Consider the following 20,135-nt stretch of genomic DNA (forward strand, 5'->3'; position numbering starts at 1 on the left):
ATAAATCAAAACAATGCGCATGAAAATAGGCAAAATAATTTTATTTCTGTTTCTTGCTTTCAATCTGGCACAAGCCCAGGATTGCAAGCTTGCCAAAAATGAAACGGATAAATTCACCAAGAGCAAAACGGTTTACACACAGCCTGTAAAAGTAACGGCAGAGCGGATCAAGCTCAAAAATGCCTATTCGATTGACAAGGTCGAATTGCAAATCAAGGTTGAAAACCAAAATTATCTCATACATCTCGACTATTTTTTTGCAAGCGGCCTGTCTGTTGCGAACACTTCCAATAAATTGATCCTGTTACTGGATGACGGATCTACCATCGATGCGCCGTGTATACAGGATATGCCAAGCCAGAGAGGAAGTGCCTTTACGGCAATCATATCTTACGATTTTAAAGTAGCGGCATCGGATTTTGTAAGGCTCATAAAATCGGACATTACGGATATCCGAATGACCGCACAAATCAATCCGATAGACTTTTCCATCTCAAAAGAGATACGGACATCGAAATTATTCAATTGTGTCATCCAAACGAACTGATGTTTTGAAACCGTCAGCTTTTACCTCATGATCAAAACCGTAATCTTTGACATGGACGGTGTCATCGTCGATACCGAACCTGTCCATAAATATGCGTATTACGAACACTTCAAGCAGCTCGGTATCGACGTGCCCGACGAAATGTACAGCACCTTTACAGGAAATTCAACAAAGAATGTCTACCAGAAACTGCGTGATACATTTGGCATCGATACCGAAACGAACGATTTGATCCGGGTAAAACGCAACCTGTTCAACGATGCATTCGATACCAAAGAAGATTTGTATCTGTTGCCCGGAGTCGAAAGCCTGATAAAAGATTTATATGCAAACGGAATGCAGCTGATCCTGGCATCTTCTGCAGCGAACGTCACGATTGACAGGGTTTTCACGCGATTCAACCTGCACCAATATTTTACCCATATCCTGAGCGGGGAAGATTTTGCCCAATCGAAACCAAATCCAGCGATATTCATCAAAGCGTGGGAACTTTCCGGCGATGACAAAAGCGAATGTGTCGTGATCGAAGACAGTACGAACGGAATCAAAGCCGCAAAAGAGGCCGGTTTATTCTGCATCGGGTACGACAGTGTCAACTCAAAATCACAGGAACTTGGAGAGGCAGATGTGATTGTCGCCGATTTTGCCGAACTCGACTATCAAAAAATACGGACAATAAGAAATACACTGGAATAGAAATCCATTATCACGACTTAGTGTTTCCTAAAATGCTGTTTACATTTTTTTGTAAACGACTTCTTTGTAAACAGAAAACGAAGTCTTGATTCCTATCGGTTCAATCCTTCCTTATAGACTTTTAGGCAACGGTCACGCGCTTCTTTGTGATCGACCATTGGTTGCGGATATTCGTCTGATCCGAATTCGGGAACCCATTTTTTGATGTACTCGAAATCTTTGTCGAATTTTTTCTGTTGTTCCGATGGATTGAAAATCCGGAAATACGGAGCCGCGTCCACACCGCTTCCCGCAGCCCATTGCCAGTTCCCGATGTTGCTTGACTGTTCGTAATCAAGTAACTTTTGGGCAAAATAAGCTTCGCCGCGTCTCCAGTCGAGCAGCAGGTGTTTGCATAAAAAACTTGCGGTGACCATACGGACGCGGTTGTGCATGTAGCCGGTTTGGTTCAATTCGCGCATTCCGGCATCCACAATAGGATAACCTGTTTTTCCCGATGCCCATTTTTCAAAATCTTTGTCCGAATACCGCCATTTGATATTGTCGTATTCCGGTTTGAAGGCATGGGATACGGTTTTGGGAAAGTGCCATAGAATCTGCATAAAGAATTCACGCCACACGAGTTCTTTCAGATACGTCTTGTTTTTATGGCCGGCCGCTTTATGGACGAGTTTTCGGATACTTACTGCCCCGAAACGCAAATCGAGGCTGACATGCGAAGTGGCATCGAGAGCCGGAAAGTTACGGTTATCTTCATAGGATTCTATGGTTTGTGGCTTCGTGTCTGGCGTTGGAAAATCCGTATCTGACTTTTCGAAGCCGATATCTTTGAGCGACAAAAACGGATACTCATGCGTGATACAATTACCGATTTTGCCCTGAGATGCATAGCTATCGATTTTACCTGCGTCGAACTTTTCAAACCAACGTTTGGAGTAAGGCGTAAAAACGACGTATGGTTCTCCATTGTCCTTTACGATTTCGTCTCTTTCAAAAATAACCTGATCCTTAAACGTTTCAAAGTTTATATCATGTTGCCTAAGCAACGACCGGATCGATTCATCACGCTTTATCGCATAGGGCTCATAATCGTGGTTGGCGATGACTTTTTTGATTTTTTTCTCACGGATCAGTTTTGTGAACACCTTTTCAGGATCGTCGTGGAATGTCGCCAAAGAGCGATTATGTTCGCGAAGGTCGTATTGGATAGCTTCCAATCGGTTATGGATAAACGTGACACGCGCATCGCCTTTTGGCAATTCATCGAGGATATTCGGGTCGAAAATAAATATCGGCAGCACTTTATCTTCGGCCGAAAGTGCTTCATACAGCCCGCGATTGTCGCCTGTCCTCAAATCGCGCCGGAACCAAAAAACCGTCATAGTGTTTCGTTTTTGATTTCACCGAATAATCCGGAAAGCACTTTTTTCCGATAGTCAAAGATGTGTTCGAGTTTTGGACGGACGAGAATCGGGTGGACCATCCTTCCCAAAAATCCCAAAGGCACTTTATAGTGGACAATGTCGGTCATTTCTGTACCGCCTGCAACTTCCTTCAGGAAATGCTGGTGATGCCAAAACGAGTATGGCCCGAAACGCTGTTCGTCCACAAAATACTCATTGTCTTTGACATGGGTAATCTCGGTTACCCAATCCATCGGAATGCCGAGCAACGGTTTTATGGTATAGGTTATAATCTGGCCCGCGTATGTACGGTCGCTTTCACCGGAAACAGTCGTAAACTGCATATCGGGAGGCGTGATTCGGGAAAGATTTTTAGGGTTGGACATAAAATCCCAGATTTCAGTTACAGGCCTGGGAAAAATCTGGATGGCACGCAGTTGATATAATTTCATATGGAAAGGTACGATATCCTTTTTTTAAAGCCGGTTATTAGCCGGTTAAATACGGTTATTAGGCATTTCTTAACAAATGAGGCTTGCGTAATTCGTACTTTTGGGCAACAAAATCAATGACAACATGAGAAAAATTATTTTTACACTGACCGTTCTTCTGGCCAATCTTACCATCCAATCCCAAATCAAGACGCCTCAGCCAAGCCCGAAAGCTGTAGTTAACCAGGTCGTCGGCCTGACCGATGTGGAATTGGATTATTCGCGTCCGGCCATGAAAGGGCGTACTATTTTCGGAGACCTCGTTCCGTTCAACAAAATGTGGCGGACAGGTGCCAATGCCAACACTACAGTTTCGTTTAGCGAAGATGTCGTCATTGACGGAAAAACCCTTAAAAAAGGTAAATATGCTTTATACACCAACCCAAAGGTCGATAGCTGGGACGTTTATTTCTACACCACTACTGACAATTGGGGAACGCCGGAAAACTGGGAAGATTCCAAAGTCGCTTTGAAAACCACTGCCAAACCGGAAATGCTGAACCGCGCCGTTGAAAGTTTCACCATCGGCATCAACAACATTACGAATGATTCGGGTGTGCTTGAAATTTCGTGGGAAAAAACAGTCGTTCCTGTAAAATTCGAAGTTCCGACGGCTAAAACAGCCATGGCAAGCATCGATAAAGTCCTTGCCGGCCCATCTTCCAACGATTACTTTTCTGCCGCTCAATATTATTATCAGTCAAACGGCGACATGAAAAAAGCATTGGAGTATGTGACCAAGGCCATCGACATGAACAAAGACAAACCGTTCTGGATGACACGCCAGAAATCATTGATCCAGGCAAAACTGGGTGATAAGAAAGGAGCTATCGAAACCGCTAAAATTTCACTTGCGGCTGCACAATCGGCCAAAAACCAGGATTACGTAAAAATGAACCAGGAGAGCATTGCCGAGTGGAGCAAATAATCCTTTAGGTATAAAATGAAAAGCGCCCACAACCAGGCGCTTTTTTTATTCATAGGATAGTGTTTCAATTCGCCACGACCTTTTTTAATTTGTGGTAATGAAAATACGAAAGCCCCAGAATGCCGAGGAAAATCAGTGGAAGCACAGCCTGAAACCCAAAGCCATCAACAACGGTGTGGCTGATGGCGGCAAAAGTCAGCGTGTATGCAAAACCGGCATAGGCGAATTCCTTTATTCGTTGTGAAGCAGCTGGAACAACAAGGACCAGAGCACCAATAACTTTGAAAATCACGAGAGCGTTTCCAAAATAAGCAGGATAGCCTAAATGTCGGATGCCTTCCCTGGCAATATCGGTTTGGGAAGTGAAAGCAGGAAGCACACCTTCCATAAGGAAGATGATGATTGTTGCTGTCCAGAAAATCATTTTGCTTGTTTTCATTACTACGTAGAAATTGTGTGATGCCTTTTTCCCTTCAATCCAAAGACCTGGAGTAAAAATGCAAGGACGATGACCATGACGGCCCCGATGAAATTCAACCAAAGGAACCCTATGATTTCCACCTTATAAATATAGAAATAATAAATAAAGAAAATGGTGATTTGGGTGATCACCGAACTCCAGAATATAGCCTCGGCCTTGATGTATTTGATGTAGAATCCGGCGAGGAAGATTCCGAGGACGACCGGATAGAAAATCGATCCGACGATATTTACCAATTGAATCAGGTTTTCAAAAAGACTTCCCAGACACGCAAAAACAATGGCGATGATCCCCCAAAGCAGCGTGAAGAATTTGGTCGCGTTTACAAAATGTTTTTCAGATTTACCTTCGGTCACATTACGCTTATAAATGTCGATTGCAGTAGTAGAGGCAAGTGCCGTAAGCCCGGAAGCCGTAGACGACATGGCCGCTGAAAAAATGACCGCCAATAACAGCCCGATCAATCCCTGAGGCAGGTAATTGAGGATGAAGTGCAAAAAGATATAATCCTTATCGTTCGTAGTCGCTTTCGGATCTGCTTTGGATATGAGGTCGCGCGCTTCTTCACGCAGGTCGCTCTCGCGGCTGGATAACGCAACCAACTGTCGCCTTAATATGGGATTGTCATAGCCCTGGTTCAAGTGATCCATATAGATCAGGTTGAACTCTTTTTTTTCCTCCGACAATTGGTCGAGTCTGTTTTCCAGCTCTTTATATTCCTCCTTGTATTTGGAATGTGCGATGATTTCGCGGTTGTTCGGGTTGAAATTAAGCGGCACCGGATTGAACTGGAAAAATACGAATACCATGACGCCTGTCAACAAAATAAAGAACTGCATCGGCACTTTGAGAAAACCGTTCATGATCAATCCCATCTGGCTTTCCCGGATTGATTTACCCGACAGATAGCGGCCCACCTGAGACTGGTCTGTCCCGAAATAGGCGAGCATCAAAAAGAAACCGCCCGTGATTCCGCTCCATAACGTATACCTGGTTTCCGGATCGAAAGACAAATCGACGATGTTCATTTTTCCGTTCGCACCGGCAATATGCAAAGCGTTCGTGAACGTCATATCGTTCGGCAGGTAATGTAAAATCAGGAAAAACGTAATGAACATTCCGGCCATGATAACGAACATCTGTTGTTTCTGGGTCACATTCACCGCTTTGGTTCCGCCGGAAAACGTATAGATGATGACCATGATCCCAATCAGGATATTCAAAACCGTAAGGTTCCAGCCGAGCAACGTGGATAAAATAATCGCAGGTGCATAAATGGTCAGTCCGGTTCCGAGCCCACGCTGTATCAGGAAAACCACGGCTGCTAATGATCTCGTCTTTAAATCGAACCGGCCTTCAAGATATTCATAAGCGGTAAAGACCTTTAACCTCGAATAAATAGGGATGAAGGTGAGGCTGATGATGACCATGGCAATCGGCAATCCGAAATAGAATTGCACAAAGCCCATTCCGTCCGCATACGCCTGGCCCGGGGTAGAAAGGAACGTGATCGCGCTGGCCTGGGTTGCCATGACTGACAATCCGACCGTCCACCAAGGTGTCTGGTTGTTGCCCAGAATATAATCTTCGACATTCTTGCTGCCGCGTGTTTTATAGACTCCGTAAAATACGATGAACAGCAGCGTAACCGATAAGATGATCCAGTCGATTTGTTGCATCAGGAGAAAATTTGCATGAGGAAATAGAAAATCAGTATGTAGCACAAATTGGACAGCAACACCCAAGTATAGCTTTTTTTCCAACCGGAAGCATTGTTGTCCCTCATGGATTCTTTGAGTTTGAGGCCGATATGAGGTTGGCCATTAAACGATAGGCACCGGTCACGCCTTCCGGCAATTCGCGAAAGAAACTTAGTCCGGTATAAATGTATGTCCCTTTGCCGTAACTGGCCACCAGGATAGAACTTTCTTTGGCAGATTCGCCAGTGTCTTTCATGGAAATGACGGGTTTGAAAGCGCTGTCCCATTCGTTTGGAAAATACAATCCGCGTTCCTGGACCCAGCCGTTGAAATCTTTTTCGGTGATTTTGTTCGGATAATTGAGGATTGGGTTTTTCGGGTCGATAAATTTCACCTCGCAGTCTTCACGTGTCACACGGTCACGCGATAATTTGAGCTTATACGGAGACATATCGGGTGCAACGAGGTCATCAAGCGTGTTATATTGGACAATCATGGTTCCGCCATTGTTGACAAAATCCAGTAATTCGGCCTGATGCAATGCCAGTTCCTTTATAGTATTGTAGGCCCGGATTCCGGTGATGACCACATTAAATTGTTTGAGTCGCGGAGCCGAAATTTCTTCCGGTGCAATCAAAGTCACGGCGTAACCCATCTGACGCAGGCAATCAGGGACTTCATCTCCGGCGCCCATGATATAAGCGATTTTTTGGTTTCCGATGACAATCTCCGGTTTGATCAGTCTGGCTTTCGATTCCTTGAAAACCAATTGCCTTTTGATGTGTGGATAATCGATGGTGATTTTGTCAGCCCGAAGCGTATCGTTCCCGATTATGGCAACACAATCCAATGTCGATTCAGATGCTGATGGGGGCGGGGTTACCGTAAAGCTGAAATCGGCTATTCCGTCTTTTTTGTCAATTGAAAAATCTATTGCCGATGGAGAAATTTTCCAGTCTTTGCCTGCAGAAAGCATCAACTTTCCCTTGGCAGGTACTTTCTCACCCACGACTTTGACATGGAAGGTGCGTGGTTCGTTTGAAGAAAAGAACATATTCCTGTCAGACAGCGAAATGGTAACCTGAGGTACAATGTCAAAAGGTGTGTAGACTTCTCCTTTTACATCATCGTTGAATTTGTAAACGATTTGCCTCTCAAAATCAAGCGATGTCCCAAGTATGTCGACTGTAAATACAGCCTTTGCCTGACGTGGGCTTTCGGGTTTCCCTATCAGCGACGCATCATCGACTTTATACATCCCGACCGTTCCTTGTTTCACAAGCCAATACGGTTGCGTAAAAGAAAAATCAGCAGGAATCGTGAGTTTCAGATCGATTGATTTATCTGTATTGGCATCCAGCGGAGCAGGAGTAGGGCCTTCGCTTGCCGGAGTTGTGGTTATTGATTTTAATTGCATCGGCACACTGCTTCTGTTGATGGCTTCCGCTTTGACTGTTACCAAATCACCCGGAGATGCTTGCCCGGTCATAGAAACCGCTTCAAGGAACAATCCGGTGCAGGCGGCGATGATTTCTTTTACTTCCGATAGTTTTATCGTTTTCCAATACTCATCTTTTATTGCAGAAATCATATTGTAGGCCTTCACCAAATCGGTGACGCTTTTCTCCGGATGCGAATAATCGTATTGTTTTTCTATCTTTTCTATCAGCTCACCGATGGCTTTTCCGCCGGCCACCCGATTCCAGCTTGTGTCGATGCCGTAGAATAAATCTGTGGATCCGTTGGATTTTTCACCTTTTAGGAATTCGAGATACTCCTCGTCCTGTCCACGTACACCGGAACTTCCAAAGCCTTGTGATTTGTGGCTGCTTCTGCTCAATGCCGCGATTTCCTGATTCGACTTTCCGAATTCCGGGTAAAATGTTCCTGTTGAAATTTTGATCAGATTTGTTTTATCGGCCTTATCGAACTTTTCTTTGCTGCCGTAAAACCACCAGGATGTATTCATGTACAGACGTTTCGGTTGCCATGCAGGTAGCTTCATCAATTGCGGAAATGAAGATTCTTTACCGGCAAGGTCAAATGCCTCAAGGCTGAGGATTGCTGATGATGTATGGTGGCCATGCGTGCTTCCGGGCGTACGCGCATCGAAGCGGTTGATGATGACATCTGGCCTGAATTCCCGGATTACCTTAACTATGTCCTGAAGCACTTCATCTTTGTTCCAGATGGCTAATGTTTCATCGGGATTCTTCGAATAGCCAAAGTCGTTGGCCCGTGAAAAATATTGGATACCGCCATCGATTTTACGGGCTTCGAGCAATTCCTGTGTCCGGATCACGCCTAAAAGTTCGCGAAGTTGCGGGCCTATGAGGTTTTGTCCGCCATCGCCGCGGGTCAGCGAAAGATAGGCGGTACGTGCTTTTTTGTCGTTGGCTAACCACGTAATGAGACGTGTGTTTTCGTCATCGGGATGAGCGGCGATATATAAAACCGAACCTAAGAAGTTGAGCTTCTGTATGCGGGAATGGATTTCGGCCGAATTCGGTTTTGCAGGTTGGCTTTGAACCGAAACTACGAATAAGAGTAAGAAGACGGGGATATAAAAGTGCTTGTGCATGTTTGGAAAGTACATCGGATTCCAAAAATACAAAAAAGAGTGCCCGTATGGGACACTCTTTGGTTAAGCACATAAGATTTGGGGCAAAATCGGGTCAGTGCAATGAAGCGGTCATTTTCATGCGCTTCAGGTTTGTATAGGGATACTTTTTTCGGTGTTGGTCCAAAAACTGGACAGGATTGTCATCGTCATAATCATTTATCGCCACATTCGATTTGTTAAAAAGGGAATAACCACGGTATCCGCTTGGGATTGAAGCAGTGGTAGTCCACTTCCCGTTTACTTTGTAAGTAAAGGTATTTTTCTCCATATCGAAATATGCCTCGAGGTTTGGGTAATAATAATACCTTATTTTACAATTGGTTTCAGGATCAAATTTTATCTTTTCATCGGCATTCTGGGTAAACCCTTCAAAACCAGAAAGAACCAAAAACAGGACGAGCATTACTTTTACTGTTTTCATACTGTTGCATTTTGATGTGGTAAAGGTATAGAGTATTCGATAAAAAGCATAAAAAATCGACAAAATACACTAAATCGTTATATTTTGAAAGTAATTTCATTCAAATATAATTTTAGAAAATAAAAAAACAGCCCTAAAGCTGTTTCTAAAATCTACAAGATCGTTATTAATTGGAAGCAAGTATCTTATTATCTGATTCTTTAGTCGGCAATGGTTTTTTTGTAGAGTAATTTGCCGGAAACGCTTTTTTGTGCGCTTCGAGTTTTTCATATGGTTCATCTCCATCGTAATCTGTTATTGGGACACGTTTTCCGTTGCTCATCGAGTAACCGCGCAATCCGTTCGGCAGGTTTGAAGATTCGATCCAATCCTGACCGTTTCTTGTGTATAGATAAGTAGAAGTAGTCCTGTCAAAATAAGCCTGAAGATTCGGGTAGTAAAAATAACGAACATTGATCAATTCGTTTTCAGAAGCCACACTAGCCAAATCTGTTTTGGTTTGCTCATTGGTTACGTATGGTTGAGCCGATATCTGTAAAGTTGAAAAGGCTATAGCTGTGAGAAGGAGTGTCAAGGTTTTCATAGTTTTTGTCTTTATAATTTCTTATAGGACAAAGTAACGCCGACAATGATGCCAGATTATTACACCTTTTCACCCCGCAAATTATACGGTTTACAGTTGAACAAATAATTGCGTAAATCGGGAGGAAAATCGTGTAAATCTTCAGTCGGTTTTATCGAATTACACCTAAGTCTTGAGAATAATTCAAATTAACTGGATTCGTGTGACTTCACCACTTTATTTATAATCGACGAATTCAGGCTTCGCAAATTCAAAACTCATGAGTCCAAAATCCTCCGTACTGAAGGCATTGGTGGAATACATCCCGGCTTGTTCCGGCAAAGAAGGATAATAGGCAAACGATAGCTGGAACGAACTGAAAACCAGGTAATCGTTACTTATGATAAGGCCAACACCAATTTGCGAATAGGCCTTGCTTTTGGAAAAACCATGCTCGGCATCACCCAGCATCCCGATAGAATACCTGAAAAAAGGATTCAAGCGAAATCCCAGCAGATCCCAGGGTGAAAAAGACTGTGTCTGGGTTGTGACAAGCCATTTCTTGGTTCCGTAAAACCCGGTGCTCCTAAATCCCGGTATGCCATCCTCCCCCAAAAGCGTCAGTTCGTCTCCCCATGAATCCTGCCTGCGGTTTCCCACGACCATCCGGCCTTTAAGGAATTGCCGGAACTTCCATTTTCCGGTTTCGAGCAAAGGCGTAAAATAGTCTGCCTGTACCACAAGGGCGCTTCGATTGGAAATGCCATCCCTGAAAAATGAGCCGACTTCAACATCATAGGCGAGATAGCCAATGTTGGTGTACCGGCCTTCGGACATCTTTAATCCTGCGTAGGTCTGTTGGCCCTGATTTTTATATTGCAATCCGCCAACCAGGCCAAAGACACGACCAATAGGTACATCTTCGATGATTCCATAATTGAATAAATAATGATCCTGGATAAACTGACGCGAAGAAATTCCAAGGCCAATGAGGTAATTTTTCTCATCGGTATAAAACCTGGCCTGATCGTATTGTGGCAACGGACGATCGATGTAATTCAAATTATAATAACGGGCCGATGTAATCAGGTTTGTTGTCCGCTCGCTTTCTGAATCGCCTTTGAACAATTGAATGGAATGTCCTGCCCAGAAATCAGATGCATTCGATTTGAACGATTGGTATTCACGAAGTCCTTGCGTATCCGGAACGCTGTCCCGCCGAAACCATTGATCAATATAGGCACCGGCGCCCCAACGTGCATAAGGAGAGAAAAACGGACGCTCAACACCTATGCTTTTGCGATATTGGCCATACAAATCGATGTTGTATTTTATATCGGTCCGGATATAGGTATTCAATATGTTAGGAACCGTATAGTTAACGCTGTAAGCACTTCTTCCTTCGCCAAAATCCTGTTGGTATCTTTGGTAGACCTGATGGCCGATTCCTAGAAAATTACGCTCGGTAAGTTCGTAGCTCGCCTTTGTACCGGACAAAGCTGCATCAGGGACCAAACTCCAGGAATCCAATTCCCTAATGTCAATGTCTACCGAATCTTTATAAGGAGTAGGTATCGGACGAATAATGACGCGCCTTACGAACCGCTGTGCACGTATCAATCGTTCCGATTCCTTCACAAGCAATGAATCCAAAGGTTGTTTCCGCCTCAGCAATATAAGGTTCCAGATGGTAAGCTGCTTGGTTTTGAGGTGCATCCGGTTCCCGAACTTGGAAAGCGGCTTTTGTGGAAATCGGGTTGAATCCCTTTCGGAAAAACCAAAAGGATCGAGTGTGGTTATATTTATTTTGCGGATGATTTTTCCCTGGAATGCAGAAAAGCGGATGGCATCTTCCTGCTTTTTTTTCTGCAGCTTTTTAGGAGTCAACGGCTCAAAGATAAGTCCGTGGACGAATTTGGTGAACCGGCGTTTTTCCGAATACGATTGTATCCTTTTGTACATCGCGGCTGAATCCTGGGCTGTCTTTGTGTTTTCCTGCCCATAAACAGATAACACATTCAGTATCAGTAACAAAAAAATAAACGGCCGTTTCAGCAACATAGAATCAAATAAAGTCTGGCCGGAATTTATATAAAAGAGATGTATTACTCTCCGATTTTTAATTTCTTTAAGAATTTGGATAGGATAGGGGCACCTTTTTCCTTGAGTTTATCGGTGCTTTTATAGGCTAAACTTGTGGCACCGGTCTGAGCCAATGTTCCCACAACTTTTCCTACCAAACCCGGCGTCGAACCCATAATCAGGTTTCGCGTAAGAAATCCGGCCCCCAGGCTTAATAGACTTTTCAATAATCCGGATTTTATGTCGGAATTCGAGAACGCATCCTTGACACCGTCTTTCAATAAATTCGCTGGGGTGAATTCCACTTTCACCTCATTCCATTGTTGAATAAGTGCGTCACGTTCACGGTTGCGCTTGACCGTGAGTTCCATGATAGCTAATTGGAGTTCTTCGTTATTTTTGAGCCCCTTCATTGTCTTTTTCTTTAAAAATGAGACGAACTATGTAGTCGTTAAGGAAGTTTTCGAGGAATGATTCCTTGGTAACAATCAATATGATTCCAATGAGAAGATAAAATCCGGCAACAATCAGGAAACCATAATATAAATGACCTAAAGATTCGCCAATCCACAACGCGATCCCAAACGAAATCATGGTCACGAAAAACACAAAAATCAGGCTGATGATTATTGCCGAAGCTACCGATGAAAATACGTCCGTCCCTTTATCGATGGCCTTTAATTTATAAAGCTCGATGTTGGTTTTGGCAAATTCCTCGGCTTTCTGTGCCAGGTCTTTTACTATTTCGATTTTATCCTGCATGGCAATTTTGTTTGATCCGGTCTATTCAGCTTCCTGGGCTTCACGCTGGCTTTCGCGTTCTATTTCGTCCAGTTTTGAGGTCATCGCGTCAATCGACGAATTGTATTTGTCTTTGAGGTTTTTGAGGTAATCGCCGCCGTTATCGCGTAATTTGCGGCGCGTTTCAGATCCTTTGTCCGGTGCGATCAAAACACCCACTGCGGCTCCTACTGCGATTCCTATCAACGTACTAAGTAAAATTTTTCCGGTGCTCATACTATTGGTTTTAAAAACTAATGGAAAGTTAAGCAATGATTCCTATCCCACTTAGTAATATAATGGGAGAGTTTTATAGGATTAAGATACGATATTACTTTTTCTTCTTGTCAGATTTTTCTTTTTCTTTTTTCTCAGCGGCTTCTTCTGCAGCTTCCCTGGCCTTTTCTTCTTTTTCTTTTTTGGCTTTTTCCTGTTTCCTGAAATAACCTCGGAGCAGGAAATTATGTTTGGCAGCCTCCATGTTCTGATCCAGCTTTTTGGTACTTGTCCGAAGGTTGACAATAGTCTTGTCGATATTTCCCGCCATGGTCGTATCGCGTATCAATCGGCCTAAAGTACCGCGTCCGGAATTGATATTCGTAAGCATTTCAGATATTTCACCGGTTGCAACCGCTGCATTGTCGGCAGTAACCGAAAGGCTTTCGATGATAGCATCGGTTTCCGTCGGTTCGTTCGATGCGAGTAACTGACGCTCCTTGATTACCGGCGAAGTGGGCGCACCGCTTGAAATGGTGATTATACGGTTCCCAATAATCCCTTCGGAACCAATCGACGCTTCGGAATCTGTCCGGATAAATTTCTGCACATCTTTCTTGATCAGCATTTCCACACGCACCGTCGTATCATTCTTGATGATGATTCCTTCCACTGTTCCCACGTTGATTCCTGAAAACCGTACGGTATTTCCAACCTGCAATCCGCTTACGTTCTTAAAATAGGCGAAAACCTGGAAACGCGGATCGAACAGGTTCTTTTGTCTTCCGATGAAAAATATCGCCAGGAAGAATAACGCGATCCCGGCTGTGATGAACAACCCCAATCTCACTTTATAATTATTGCTTTTCTCAGTCATGGCTTTTGGTTTTTTTGTCAGTTTTTCTTTTTGAATCGGCAAAGAAGGAACGTATGTAATCATCATCTGAATCTTCAAATTCATCAAGGCTTCCTTCTTTATAGACTTTTCCTTCTTTGAGCATTACAATGCGGTCGGCGGTTATGCGGACACACGGAATATCGTGGGTGATAATGATGGCCGCCGTATTAAGCTTCTTTTGCAGATCGCGGATAAGTTCGCTGATTTCGACCGATGTCACCGGATCCAAACCAGTCGTCGGCTCATCATATAAAATGATTTCCGGATCTACGATGATGGTTCTCGCGAGCCCGATCCGTTTTCGCATCCCGCCTGAAAGTTCCGATGGCATTTTGTCGATGGCTTCCGGCAATCCCACGTTTTCAAGTGCCTGTATGACTTTCTTCCCGATTTCGTCATTTTTCATTTCCGGAAAGATTCGTCTTAACGGAAATTCAAGGTTTTCACGAACGGTCATCGAATCGTATAATGCCGCACTTTGAAACAGGAAACCGATTCGTTTTCTAACATCGTTGAGTTCCTTTTCTTTGAGGTCGGTGATTTCCTGGTCAAATATTTTTATCTTGCCCGATTGTGGCTTAAGAAGTTTGACCATGCATTTGATCAACACCGATTTTCCAGTTCCGGATTTTCCGAGAACGACCAGATTCTCTTTTTCATATACATCCAGATCGACACCCTGAAGCACCGGATTTCCGCCAAAACCAATTTCAAGGTCACGGATTTCTACGATTTCTTTATTTGATTTAGGTGTTTTCATCGGATCAGGTCTGTTATTTGGACGGCAACCAAATCCACAAGTATCACAAGGAACGATGCGGTCACGACGGCCGAATTTGCTGCAATCCCGACACTTTCGGTTCCACGGCCTGCATTGTATCCTTTATAGCATCCGACCAACCCGATTACCGTTCCGAAAAAGAACGATTTGAGTACGGCCGGTATAAAATCCATGAAACTTACGGAAGCAAATGCCTGTGAAATAAAAAGCGTCCAACTAATTGAACCTTTGATGTTCGCGCCCAACCAGCTTCCAATCAACCCCAAGCCATCCGCATAAAGTGCCAAAAGCGGAATCATCAATGTGGCGGCTAAAACGCGTGGTACAATGAGGAATCTGACCGGATTGACAGAAGAAACTTCCATGGCATCGATTTGTTCCGTAACCCGCATCGAACCTAATTCGGCACCCATGCTCGAACCAATTTTCCCGGCACAGATCAAAGCGGTGATGACTGGCCCCATTTCACGAATGAGTGATACGGCAACCATTCCTGGCAATAAGCCTTCGGCACCGAAATTTACCAATACCGGACGCGATTGAATGGTCAAGACCAGCCCGATTATAAGTCCCGTGACCGATATAAGCGTAAAGGATTTATTTCCGATCTCGAAACATTGCCGCAGGAATTCCCGGAATTCGAAGCCTCTTGCAAAAAAATTGCGGAATACACGCCCCAAAAACAGCGACACATCGGCCACACTGACGAGAAATTTGCGCATGAATCTTCCTTGTTCCATGGTATTGTCATGAACCGCGATGGACTGCTTGCTGGCGTAACCTCTTATTTTACGAACGCTGCTCATTGGTTTCTTCGGTTGTGGTTTTGGTGTATTCCAGTGTTGGATTTTCAGATGGCAATACCGCGGTTGTGTGTGCCGATTCTTCATCGTATCCGTAACGTGTCAGGCTGATCCGGTTCCATTGGTAATTCTTGGGCAAATCGTCCCCAAATAAATAACCCCAGGGTTCAAGCGGCTTGAAGTGATCGAAAATTACTTTGAGTATGGCAAAAAACGGAATCGCGAGGAACATTCCGGCAACTCCGGCAAGAGCGCCACCAATAATGATTCCGACAATCGAGACAAAGGCATTGATCTCTACCTTGGAACTGACAATCATGGGAACCAATAAATTGTTATCGATCAACTGGACGACGACATTGACTATGATGACGCCGAAAATAAGTGAGAAATCGGTATTGGTAGAAAGTGATGCGACTATCGAAAGAACACCGGCAATCGTAATCCCGATGTAAGGAATGAGGTTCAACAAACCCGTAATGCATCCGAGCAATATGGCGTATTCCAGACCGATAATCATAAAACCGGCACTCGTCAACACAGAAACCGCAATCATTTCTATCATCAATCCGATAATATAACTTTGGACCGATCCTTTGATTTTGATCATAATATCTTCCAGAACCGGCTGATGTGGCTTTGTAACCAATTTGGCCAGGAATTTCATGAAATGGGTCCGGTAAAGAAGGAACAGGAAAGTGTAGATTGGAATCAGCACCAGGCTCAGCAACATATCTGAAACAGAAAGAAGCGTTGAACTTACGATCTCTTTCCCCGTTTGCATCGAATCTTTTGTGGCATCATTAAGCATCTTTTGCTGTTCGCCTTTTGACAGGTTGAACTGGTCGTGTATGGCTTCCTGAAGATTCGCGATATGTATTGAGATGTTATGTTTTATTTTATCCCAGTCGTTTGCCATATCGGCAACCTGATAAGAGATAAACAGAAAAATGGCCACGACAATCAGGATCATAAATGCAACGGCAAATACAGAAGCTATGGCGTGTGGAAATTTCAGCTTCAGCCGTAAAAACCGCGCAATCGGACGCAGCAGTATGGCAAACAACAAAGCCATTCCAATTGGGACCAATATTCCCTGAGCGATGTAAATCAATCCTAACGAAAGCACAAGTATGATTAAAATACTGGCTGTGCGCAACGGAAAAGGCATATCGTAATATCCGGCCATAAATGATTGTTTAGCTTGTCGGAAAATACCAACATAGCGAAATTCATCAATTAGGAAATGGGAGCTCTTACAATGCTGTCCGTAAAAATTACAGTATTTTCATATTAAATTATTCCCCGTAAGTATCGTCGCTGTAGACTTTGACGATGGTGACTCCCTTTTGGAGCAGGAGGTTGTTGGGATACGTGATGATTTCACCTTGTTGGGTCCGGAGCAGAACATGGAACGTTCTGATGTCTTCTATTTCGGCCTCTATAGGAAAATCTTTGTCGTGTATCCGGATGATATCGCCAATCCTGAACGGAAAATTAAAAAGCAATAAAACGCCCGATGTAATATTACTCAGTATAGACCATTGGGCAAAAAAAGCCACACCAATAACGGTAATGACAGCCGAAAGCGTCCCAATGATGCTTTTGGTTTCCACACCCCAGATAATGACAAGGGCGACCAAACAAATAAACACCAGCAAAGCACTTACATGACGAAGAACAAGATTGCTTCTGTGTTCGAGAACATCACTGTCACGCGAAAACCTTTGGATTGCTTCTTTCGCCAGCATCCGTAAGGTTATGATGATGACAATCATGACCAATGTACTGATCAATTCGTGTCTGTGGTCGTTCAAAAATGCAATCATCACACAAAAGAAATTAGGTTCTTGTAAAACTTTTCAGTCGGAAGACCTACCACATTGGTATATGATCCCTCTATGCGAGAAATTGCCGTCAAACCTAGCCAGTCCTGAATACCATACGATCCTGCTTTATCAAACGGCTTGCAGGTTTCAAGGTAAAAAGCGATGGCTTCATCTGTCAGGTGGGAAAAAGTAACCTTCGTGGCATCGTTGAAAACCAGTTGGAAATCGATTTTAGTGAGGCAAACCGATGTAAAAACCTCGTGCGTCGAATCTGATAATTCCCGTAGCATCTTAAAAGCATCATCATAACCTGCAGGCTTTCCGAGCGCATGCCCGTTATGCCATACAATAGTGTCGCTTGTCACCAGGGTTTCATCATCCTTCAACTCATCTGCAAATGCCGAAGCTTTCAAAACGGCGAGATAATCCGTTATTTCAGCTGCTTTGAGATTCGGCGGATAGACTTCTTCGATCTCTTTGAGCCGGATTTCAAAATCAAGTCCAAGGTCACGCAAAAACTGCTGTCGTCTGGGTGAACCCGAAGCGAGGATTATTTTTTTATCCTTGAAAATTTCAGCCTGCATTGATTTTCATGTTTAGGGAGATGACACCAATGAGTAAAATGCCAAAAACCAAAATCCATTTAAGCAATTGGCCGCATTGGTAAAAGTCTTTTTGTTTTTCGGCCTGCCAGATCCTGACACAGAAAAATACCAGTGGCGCAATCAAGAAAACGAGTGAATAAACCACGACATAGACCAATCCAAACAAATAGGAATATAAATACCACCCTAACAGGATGACCAATACGATTCCCAAACCAAAAGAGATTTTCGCCGCCCTGTTAACCCCAATGGCAATTGGCAAGGTATTCATTCCTAAGTTGTAGTCTCCATTTACATCTTCTGTATCTTTAACTATTTCGCGCAGCAGGTTCAACAGGAATGCAAACAATGAGAAGTCGAGCAATACGCCAAATGTTGTTGCCATCATGATCCGGTTGTCATAATAAAGTGTCGGGAGCAAGTCATATAACCCTACGATAAGCACACTAAAGGCAAGCAATAGGGAAACGATGAAATTCCCAACCAACAAATACCGCTTGTATGAATTCGCATACATGTACAACAGTGACGCGACGATAATGAAAATAGAAGCAAAGCCCGGTTTTGAAATTTCATTCGAAATGTAAAATCCAAGCAAAACCCCGGTTACGGTCAGTCCAAAATAAATGTTGTAGGCAGTCGATTCAGAAATGCCGCGCCCTACAACAACGTCTTTCGGCTTATTTTCCATATCTGATTCCACGTCAAAGATATTGTTGATCACATAACCGCCAGCGGCGATGCACACGCATGAAAGTACCAGCAATAAAAACTGCCAGCCGCGAAGACCGAGCGTAATGGTTTGTTGTTCCAGAAAGACAAAATGCAATAGCAGTTGCATCAGGGCAATTAGGATAAGGTTTTGGTAGCGGATAAGCTTTAGGAATTTCAAGGCAATCAGTTTTAATTTTTATTTCGTGGATATAAAGGCTTTTCTTCCCGTCTTTTGAACTTCCGATCTTCCGGACTTCAATCAAACTTCGCATCAAAAGACAGCATCCATTTTCCCTGAACTTTCATCACCTGTTCAATAACATCGCGAACGGCACCGCGGCCTCCATTTTTATGGGAAATATATTTGCTGACCGATTTTATCTCGGGAACCGCATCCTGTGGGCAAGCCGGAAGCCCGACTTTTTTCATTACCCAATAATCCGGAATATCATCGCCCATATACAACACTTCTTCTGCGGTTATATTGTATTTGTCAAGCAGCATATCAAGGACTTCGATTTTATTGAAAGATCCCAGATAGACTTCCTGTATGCCCAGATTCTGCAAACGTACGCGAACGCCTTCATTGGTTCCGCCGGAGATGATGCAAATGCGATACCCGTTATCCACAGCTGCTTTCATGGCGTAACCGTCGCGGATGTTCATGATACGCAACATTTCGCCTTCGGTTGTTACGTGTACCGAACTATCGGTCAGTACGCCGTCAATGTCAAAAATAAAAGTTGTGATGTGATTGAGTAATTCCTTGTAATTGGTGTCAGCCATTTTGAATGGAGCGGGTTAAAAGTTCGTATAGCTCTTTTTTTGAAGCATCGTTTATAAAATCCAGATGGGCCGAAATAGTGGGTTCATCGCGACGGATTGCCGGACCTGTCTGGGCTTCGGAGGGCGAGAGGCTCATGATTTTCTGTGCCGTTTCCAAAATCAGCGGATGCAATGCATCGAACGGAATATTGTTGGCTTTGCAGATATCATCCGCTATTTTGTACATATGATTTGAAAAATTGCAGGCGAATACAGCCGATACATGAAGTGCCTTGCGCTGGTTCGTATCGATTTCAAAAACCCTTGCTTTTAGTGCTTTGGCCGCAGATTCCAATAGTGCGATATCTGCTTCATTTTCAGCTTCCACAAAAACAGGAAGGCCGCTGAAGTCGACTGATTTCGATCTTGAAAACGTCTGCAACGGATAAAATACCCCGCGTCTGTTGGTGTCAGGCAACGCATCGAACACAAGGCTTCCGGCGGTATGTACCACGAGTCTGTCAGTAAAAGGAAGTTTTGAAGCGATTTCAACCACAGATCTGTCTGAAACCGAAATGATATAAATGTCCGCAGGCTTAAGTTGCCCCAGATCATTTATGAACAGTTCCGATGGCAATGAAGACGGAAGGATTTGCGACCGATTGTAAACCTGGACAAGATTGGCATTTTCAGATGAATGAAAGCTATGCGCCAATTGCTGGCCCACATTTCCGTAACCGATGATCGAAACTGATATCATTCGGCTAAAATACTAATTTCACTTAGTTCCCTCCGAATGAAATGATGCAA

23 protein-coding genes are annotated in these 20,135 nt (G+C 43.7%); 3 read left to right on the plus strand and 20 right to left on the minus strand.

From position 1 onward, the window contains the following. Window positions 1-19 precede the first annotated feature (19 nt). Together G6047_RS12765 and G6047_RS12770 are read left to right on the plus strand one after the other, a co-directional pair. Window positions 20-547, plus strand: coding sequence for a hypothetical protein (locus G6047_RS12765; RefSeq protein ID WP_169528014.1), 528 nt, complete (start codon window positions 20-22; stop codon window positions 545-547). A 27-nt stretch (window positions 548-574) separates the two neighbouring features. Further along, window positions 575-1,243 (plus strand): HAD family hydrolase, encoded by a 669-nt coding sequence (locus G6047_RS12770; protein ID WP_169528015.1) that lies wholly within the window; start codon window positions 575-577, stop codon window positions 1,241-1,243. 92 nt (window positions 1,244-1,335) lie between these two features. Here the strand turns inward: G6047_RS12770 and G6047_RS12775 are convergent, their stop codons facing one another. Then, window positions 1,336-2,625: a cryptochrome/photolyase family protein gene (locus tag G6047_RS12775; protein WP_169528016.1), complete on the minus strand. Its 1,290-nt coding sequence runs from the start codon at window positions 2,623-2,625 to the stop codon at window positions 1,336-1,338. Then, window positions 2,622-3,098 (minus strand): SRPBCC family protein, encoded by a 477-nt coding sequence (locus G6047_RS12780; RefSeq protein ID WP_169528017.1) that lies wholly within the window; start codon window positions 3,096-3,098, stop codon window positions 2,622-2,624. Before G6047_RS12780 ends, G6047_RS12775 begins: the two co-directional genes overlap by 4 nt. A gap of 124 nt (window positions 3,099-3,222) precedes the next feature. Between G6047_RS12780 and G6047_RS12785 the strand changes: the two genes are divergently transcribed. Beyond that, window positions 3,223-4,065 carry a DUF2911 domain-containing protein gene (locus tag G6047_RS12785; protein ID WP_169528018.1) on the plus strand — a complete coding sequence of 281 codons (843 nt, stop codon included), beginning with the start codon at window positions 3,223-3,225 and terminating at the stop codon, window positions 4,063-4,065. 64 nt (window positions 4,066-4,129) lie between these two features. Here the strand turns inward: G6047_RS12785 and G6047_RS12790 are convergent, their stop codons facing one another. The 18 genes from G6047_RS12790 to G6047_RS12875 all read right to left on the minus strand — a co-directional run bounded on the left by G6047_RS12790 (window position 4,130) and on the right by G6047_RS12875 (window position 20,085). Then, the gene (locus tag G6047_RS12790) at window positions 4,130-4,489 is read right to left on the minus strand and encodes a DoxX family protein (RefSeq protein ID WP_235946543.1); all 360 of its coding nucleotides are present in this window, start codon (window positions 4,487-4,489) and stop codon (window positions 4,130-4,132) included. Window positions 4,490-4,506: 17 nt separating this feature from the next. After that, window positions 4,507-6,225: a sodium:solute symporter gene (locus G6047_RS12795; protein ID WP_169528020.1), complete on the minus strand. Its 1,719-nt coding sequence runs from the start codon at window positions 6,223-6,225 to the stop codon at window positions 4,507-4,509. A 103-nt stretch (window positions 6,226-6,328) separates the two neighbouring features. Continuing rightward, complete coding sequence (locus G6047_RS12800) at window positions 6,329-8,827, minus strand: PIG-L family deacetylase (protein ID WP_169528021.1); 2,499 nt, start codon at window positions 8,825-8,827, stop codon at window positions 6,329-6,331. A 94-nt stretch (window positions 8,828-8,921) separates the two neighbouring features. Continuing rightward, window positions 8,922-9,290 carry a hypothetical protein gene (locus G6047_RS12805; protein ID WP_169528022.1) on the minus strand — a complete coding sequence of 123 codons (369 nt, stop codon included), beginning with the start codon at window positions 9,288-9,290 and terminating at the stop codon, window positions 8,922-8,924. Window positions 9,291-9,456: 166 nt separating this feature from the next. After that, window positions 9,457-9,873 carry a hypothetical protein gene (locus G6047_RS12810; protein WP_169528023.1) on the minus strand — a complete coding sequence of 139 codons (417 nt, stop codon included), beginning with the start codon at window positions 9,871-9,873 and terminating at the stop codon, window positions 9,457-9,459. A gap of 216 nt (window positions 9,874-10,089) precedes the next feature. Then, window positions 10,090-11,886 (minus strand): BamA/TamA family outer membrane protein, encoded by a 1,797-nt coding sequence (locus G6047_RS12815; protein WP_169528024.1) that lies wholly within the window; start codon window positions 11,884-11,886, stop codon window positions 10,090-10,092. Window positions 11,887-11,957: 71 nt separating this feature from the next. Then, a complete protein-coding gene (locus G6047_RS12820) occupies window positions 11,958-12,347 on the minus strand; it encodes a hypothetical protein (RefSeq protein WP_169528025.1) in 390 nt (129 codons plus the stop codon). Then, window positions 12,328-12,696: a phage holin family protein gene (locus tag G6047_RS12825; RefSeq protein WP_169528026.1), complete on the minus strand. Its 369-nt coding sequence runs from the start codon at window positions 12,694-12,696 to the stop codon at window positions 12,328-12,330. Before G6047_RS12825 ends, G6047_RS12820 begins: the two co-directional genes overlap by 20 nt. Window positions 12,697-12,717: 21 nt before the next feature. After that, a complete protein-coding gene (locus G6047_RS12830) occupies window positions 12,718-12,951 on the minus strand; it encodes a YtxH domain-containing protein (protein ID WP_169528027.1) in 234 nt (77 codons plus the stop codon). Between the two features lie 94 nt (window positions 12,952-13,045). After that, complete coding sequence (locus G6047_RS12835; RefSeq protein WP_169528028.1) at window positions 13,046-13,807, minus strand: MlaD family protein; 762 nt, start codon at window positions 13,805-13,807, stop codon at window positions 13,046-13,048. Further along, window positions 13,800-14,588 (minus strand): ABC transporter ATP-binding protein, encoded by a 789-nt coding sequence (locus G6047_RS12840; protein WP_169528029.1) that lies wholly within the window; start codon window positions 14,586-14,588, stop codon window positions 13,800-13,802. Before G6047_RS12840 ends, G6047_RS12835 begins: the two co-directional genes overlap by 8 nt. Then, complete coding sequence (locus tag G6047_RS12845; protein ID WP_235946544.1) at window positions 14,585-15,415, minus strand: MlaE family ABC transporter permease; 831 nt, start codon at window positions 15,413-15,415, stop codon at window positions 14,585-14,587. Before G6047_RS12845 ends, G6047_RS12840 begins: the two co-directional genes overlap by 4 nt. Beyond that, on the minus strand, window positions 15,399-16,601 hold the full coding sequence (locus tag G6047_RS12850) for an AI-2E family transporter (RefSeq protein WP_169528030.1): 1,203 nt from the start codon (window positions 16,599-16,601) through the stop codon (window positions 15,399-15,401). The genes G6047_RS12845 and G6047_RS12850 overlap by 17 nt, the downstream gene beginning before the upstream one ends. Before the next feature lie 109 nt (window positions 16,602-16,710). Next, entirely contained in the window at window positions 16,711-17,241 is a 531-nt protein-coding gene (locus tag G6047_RS12855) for a mechanosensitive ion channel domain-containing protein (protein ID WP_211165440.1), read from the minus strand. Then, window positions 17,241-17,825 (minus strand): Maf family nucleotide pyrophosphatase, encoded by a 585-nt coding sequence (locus G6047_RS12860; RefSeq protein WP_169528031.1) that lies wholly within the window; start codon window positions 17,823-17,825, stop codon window positions 17,241-17,243. The genes G6047_RS12855 and G6047_RS12860 overlap by 1 nt, the downstream gene beginning before the upstream one ends. Continuing rightward, window positions 17,815-18,738: a geranylgeranylglycerol-phosphate geranylgeranyltransferase gene (locus G6047_RS12865; protein ID WP_169528032.1), complete on the minus strand. Its 924-nt coding sequence runs from the start codon at window positions 18,736-18,738 to the stop codon at window positions 17,815-17,817. The genes G6047_RS12860 and G6047_RS12865 overlap by 11 nt, the downstream gene beginning before the upstream one ends. 77 nt (window positions 18,739-18,815) lie before the next feature. Then, window positions 18,816-19,346 carry a KdsC family phosphatase gene (locus tag G6047_RS12870; protein WP_169528033.1) on the minus strand — a complete coding sequence of 177 codons (531 nt, stop codon included), beginning with the start codon at window positions 19,344-19,346 and terminating at the stop codon, window positions 18,816-18,818. Beyond that, window positions 19,339-20,085 (minus strand): Rossmann-like and DUF2520 domain-containing protein, encoded by a 747-nt coding sequence (locus tag G6047_RS12875; RefSeq protein ID WP_169528034.1) that lies wholly within the window; start codon window positions 20,083-20,085, stop codon window positions 19,339-19,341. Before G6047_RS12875 ends, G6047_RS12870 begins: the two co-directional genes overlap by 8 nt. Window positions 20,086-20,135 lie beyond the last annotated feature (50 nt).

The sequence above is a fragment of the Flavobacterium silvaticum genome (genome assembly GCF_012911565.1).
GTDB classification, from domain to species: domain Bacteria; phylum Bacteroidota; class Bacteroidia; order Flavobacteriales; family Flavobacteriaceae; genus Flavobacterium; species Flavobacterium silvaticum.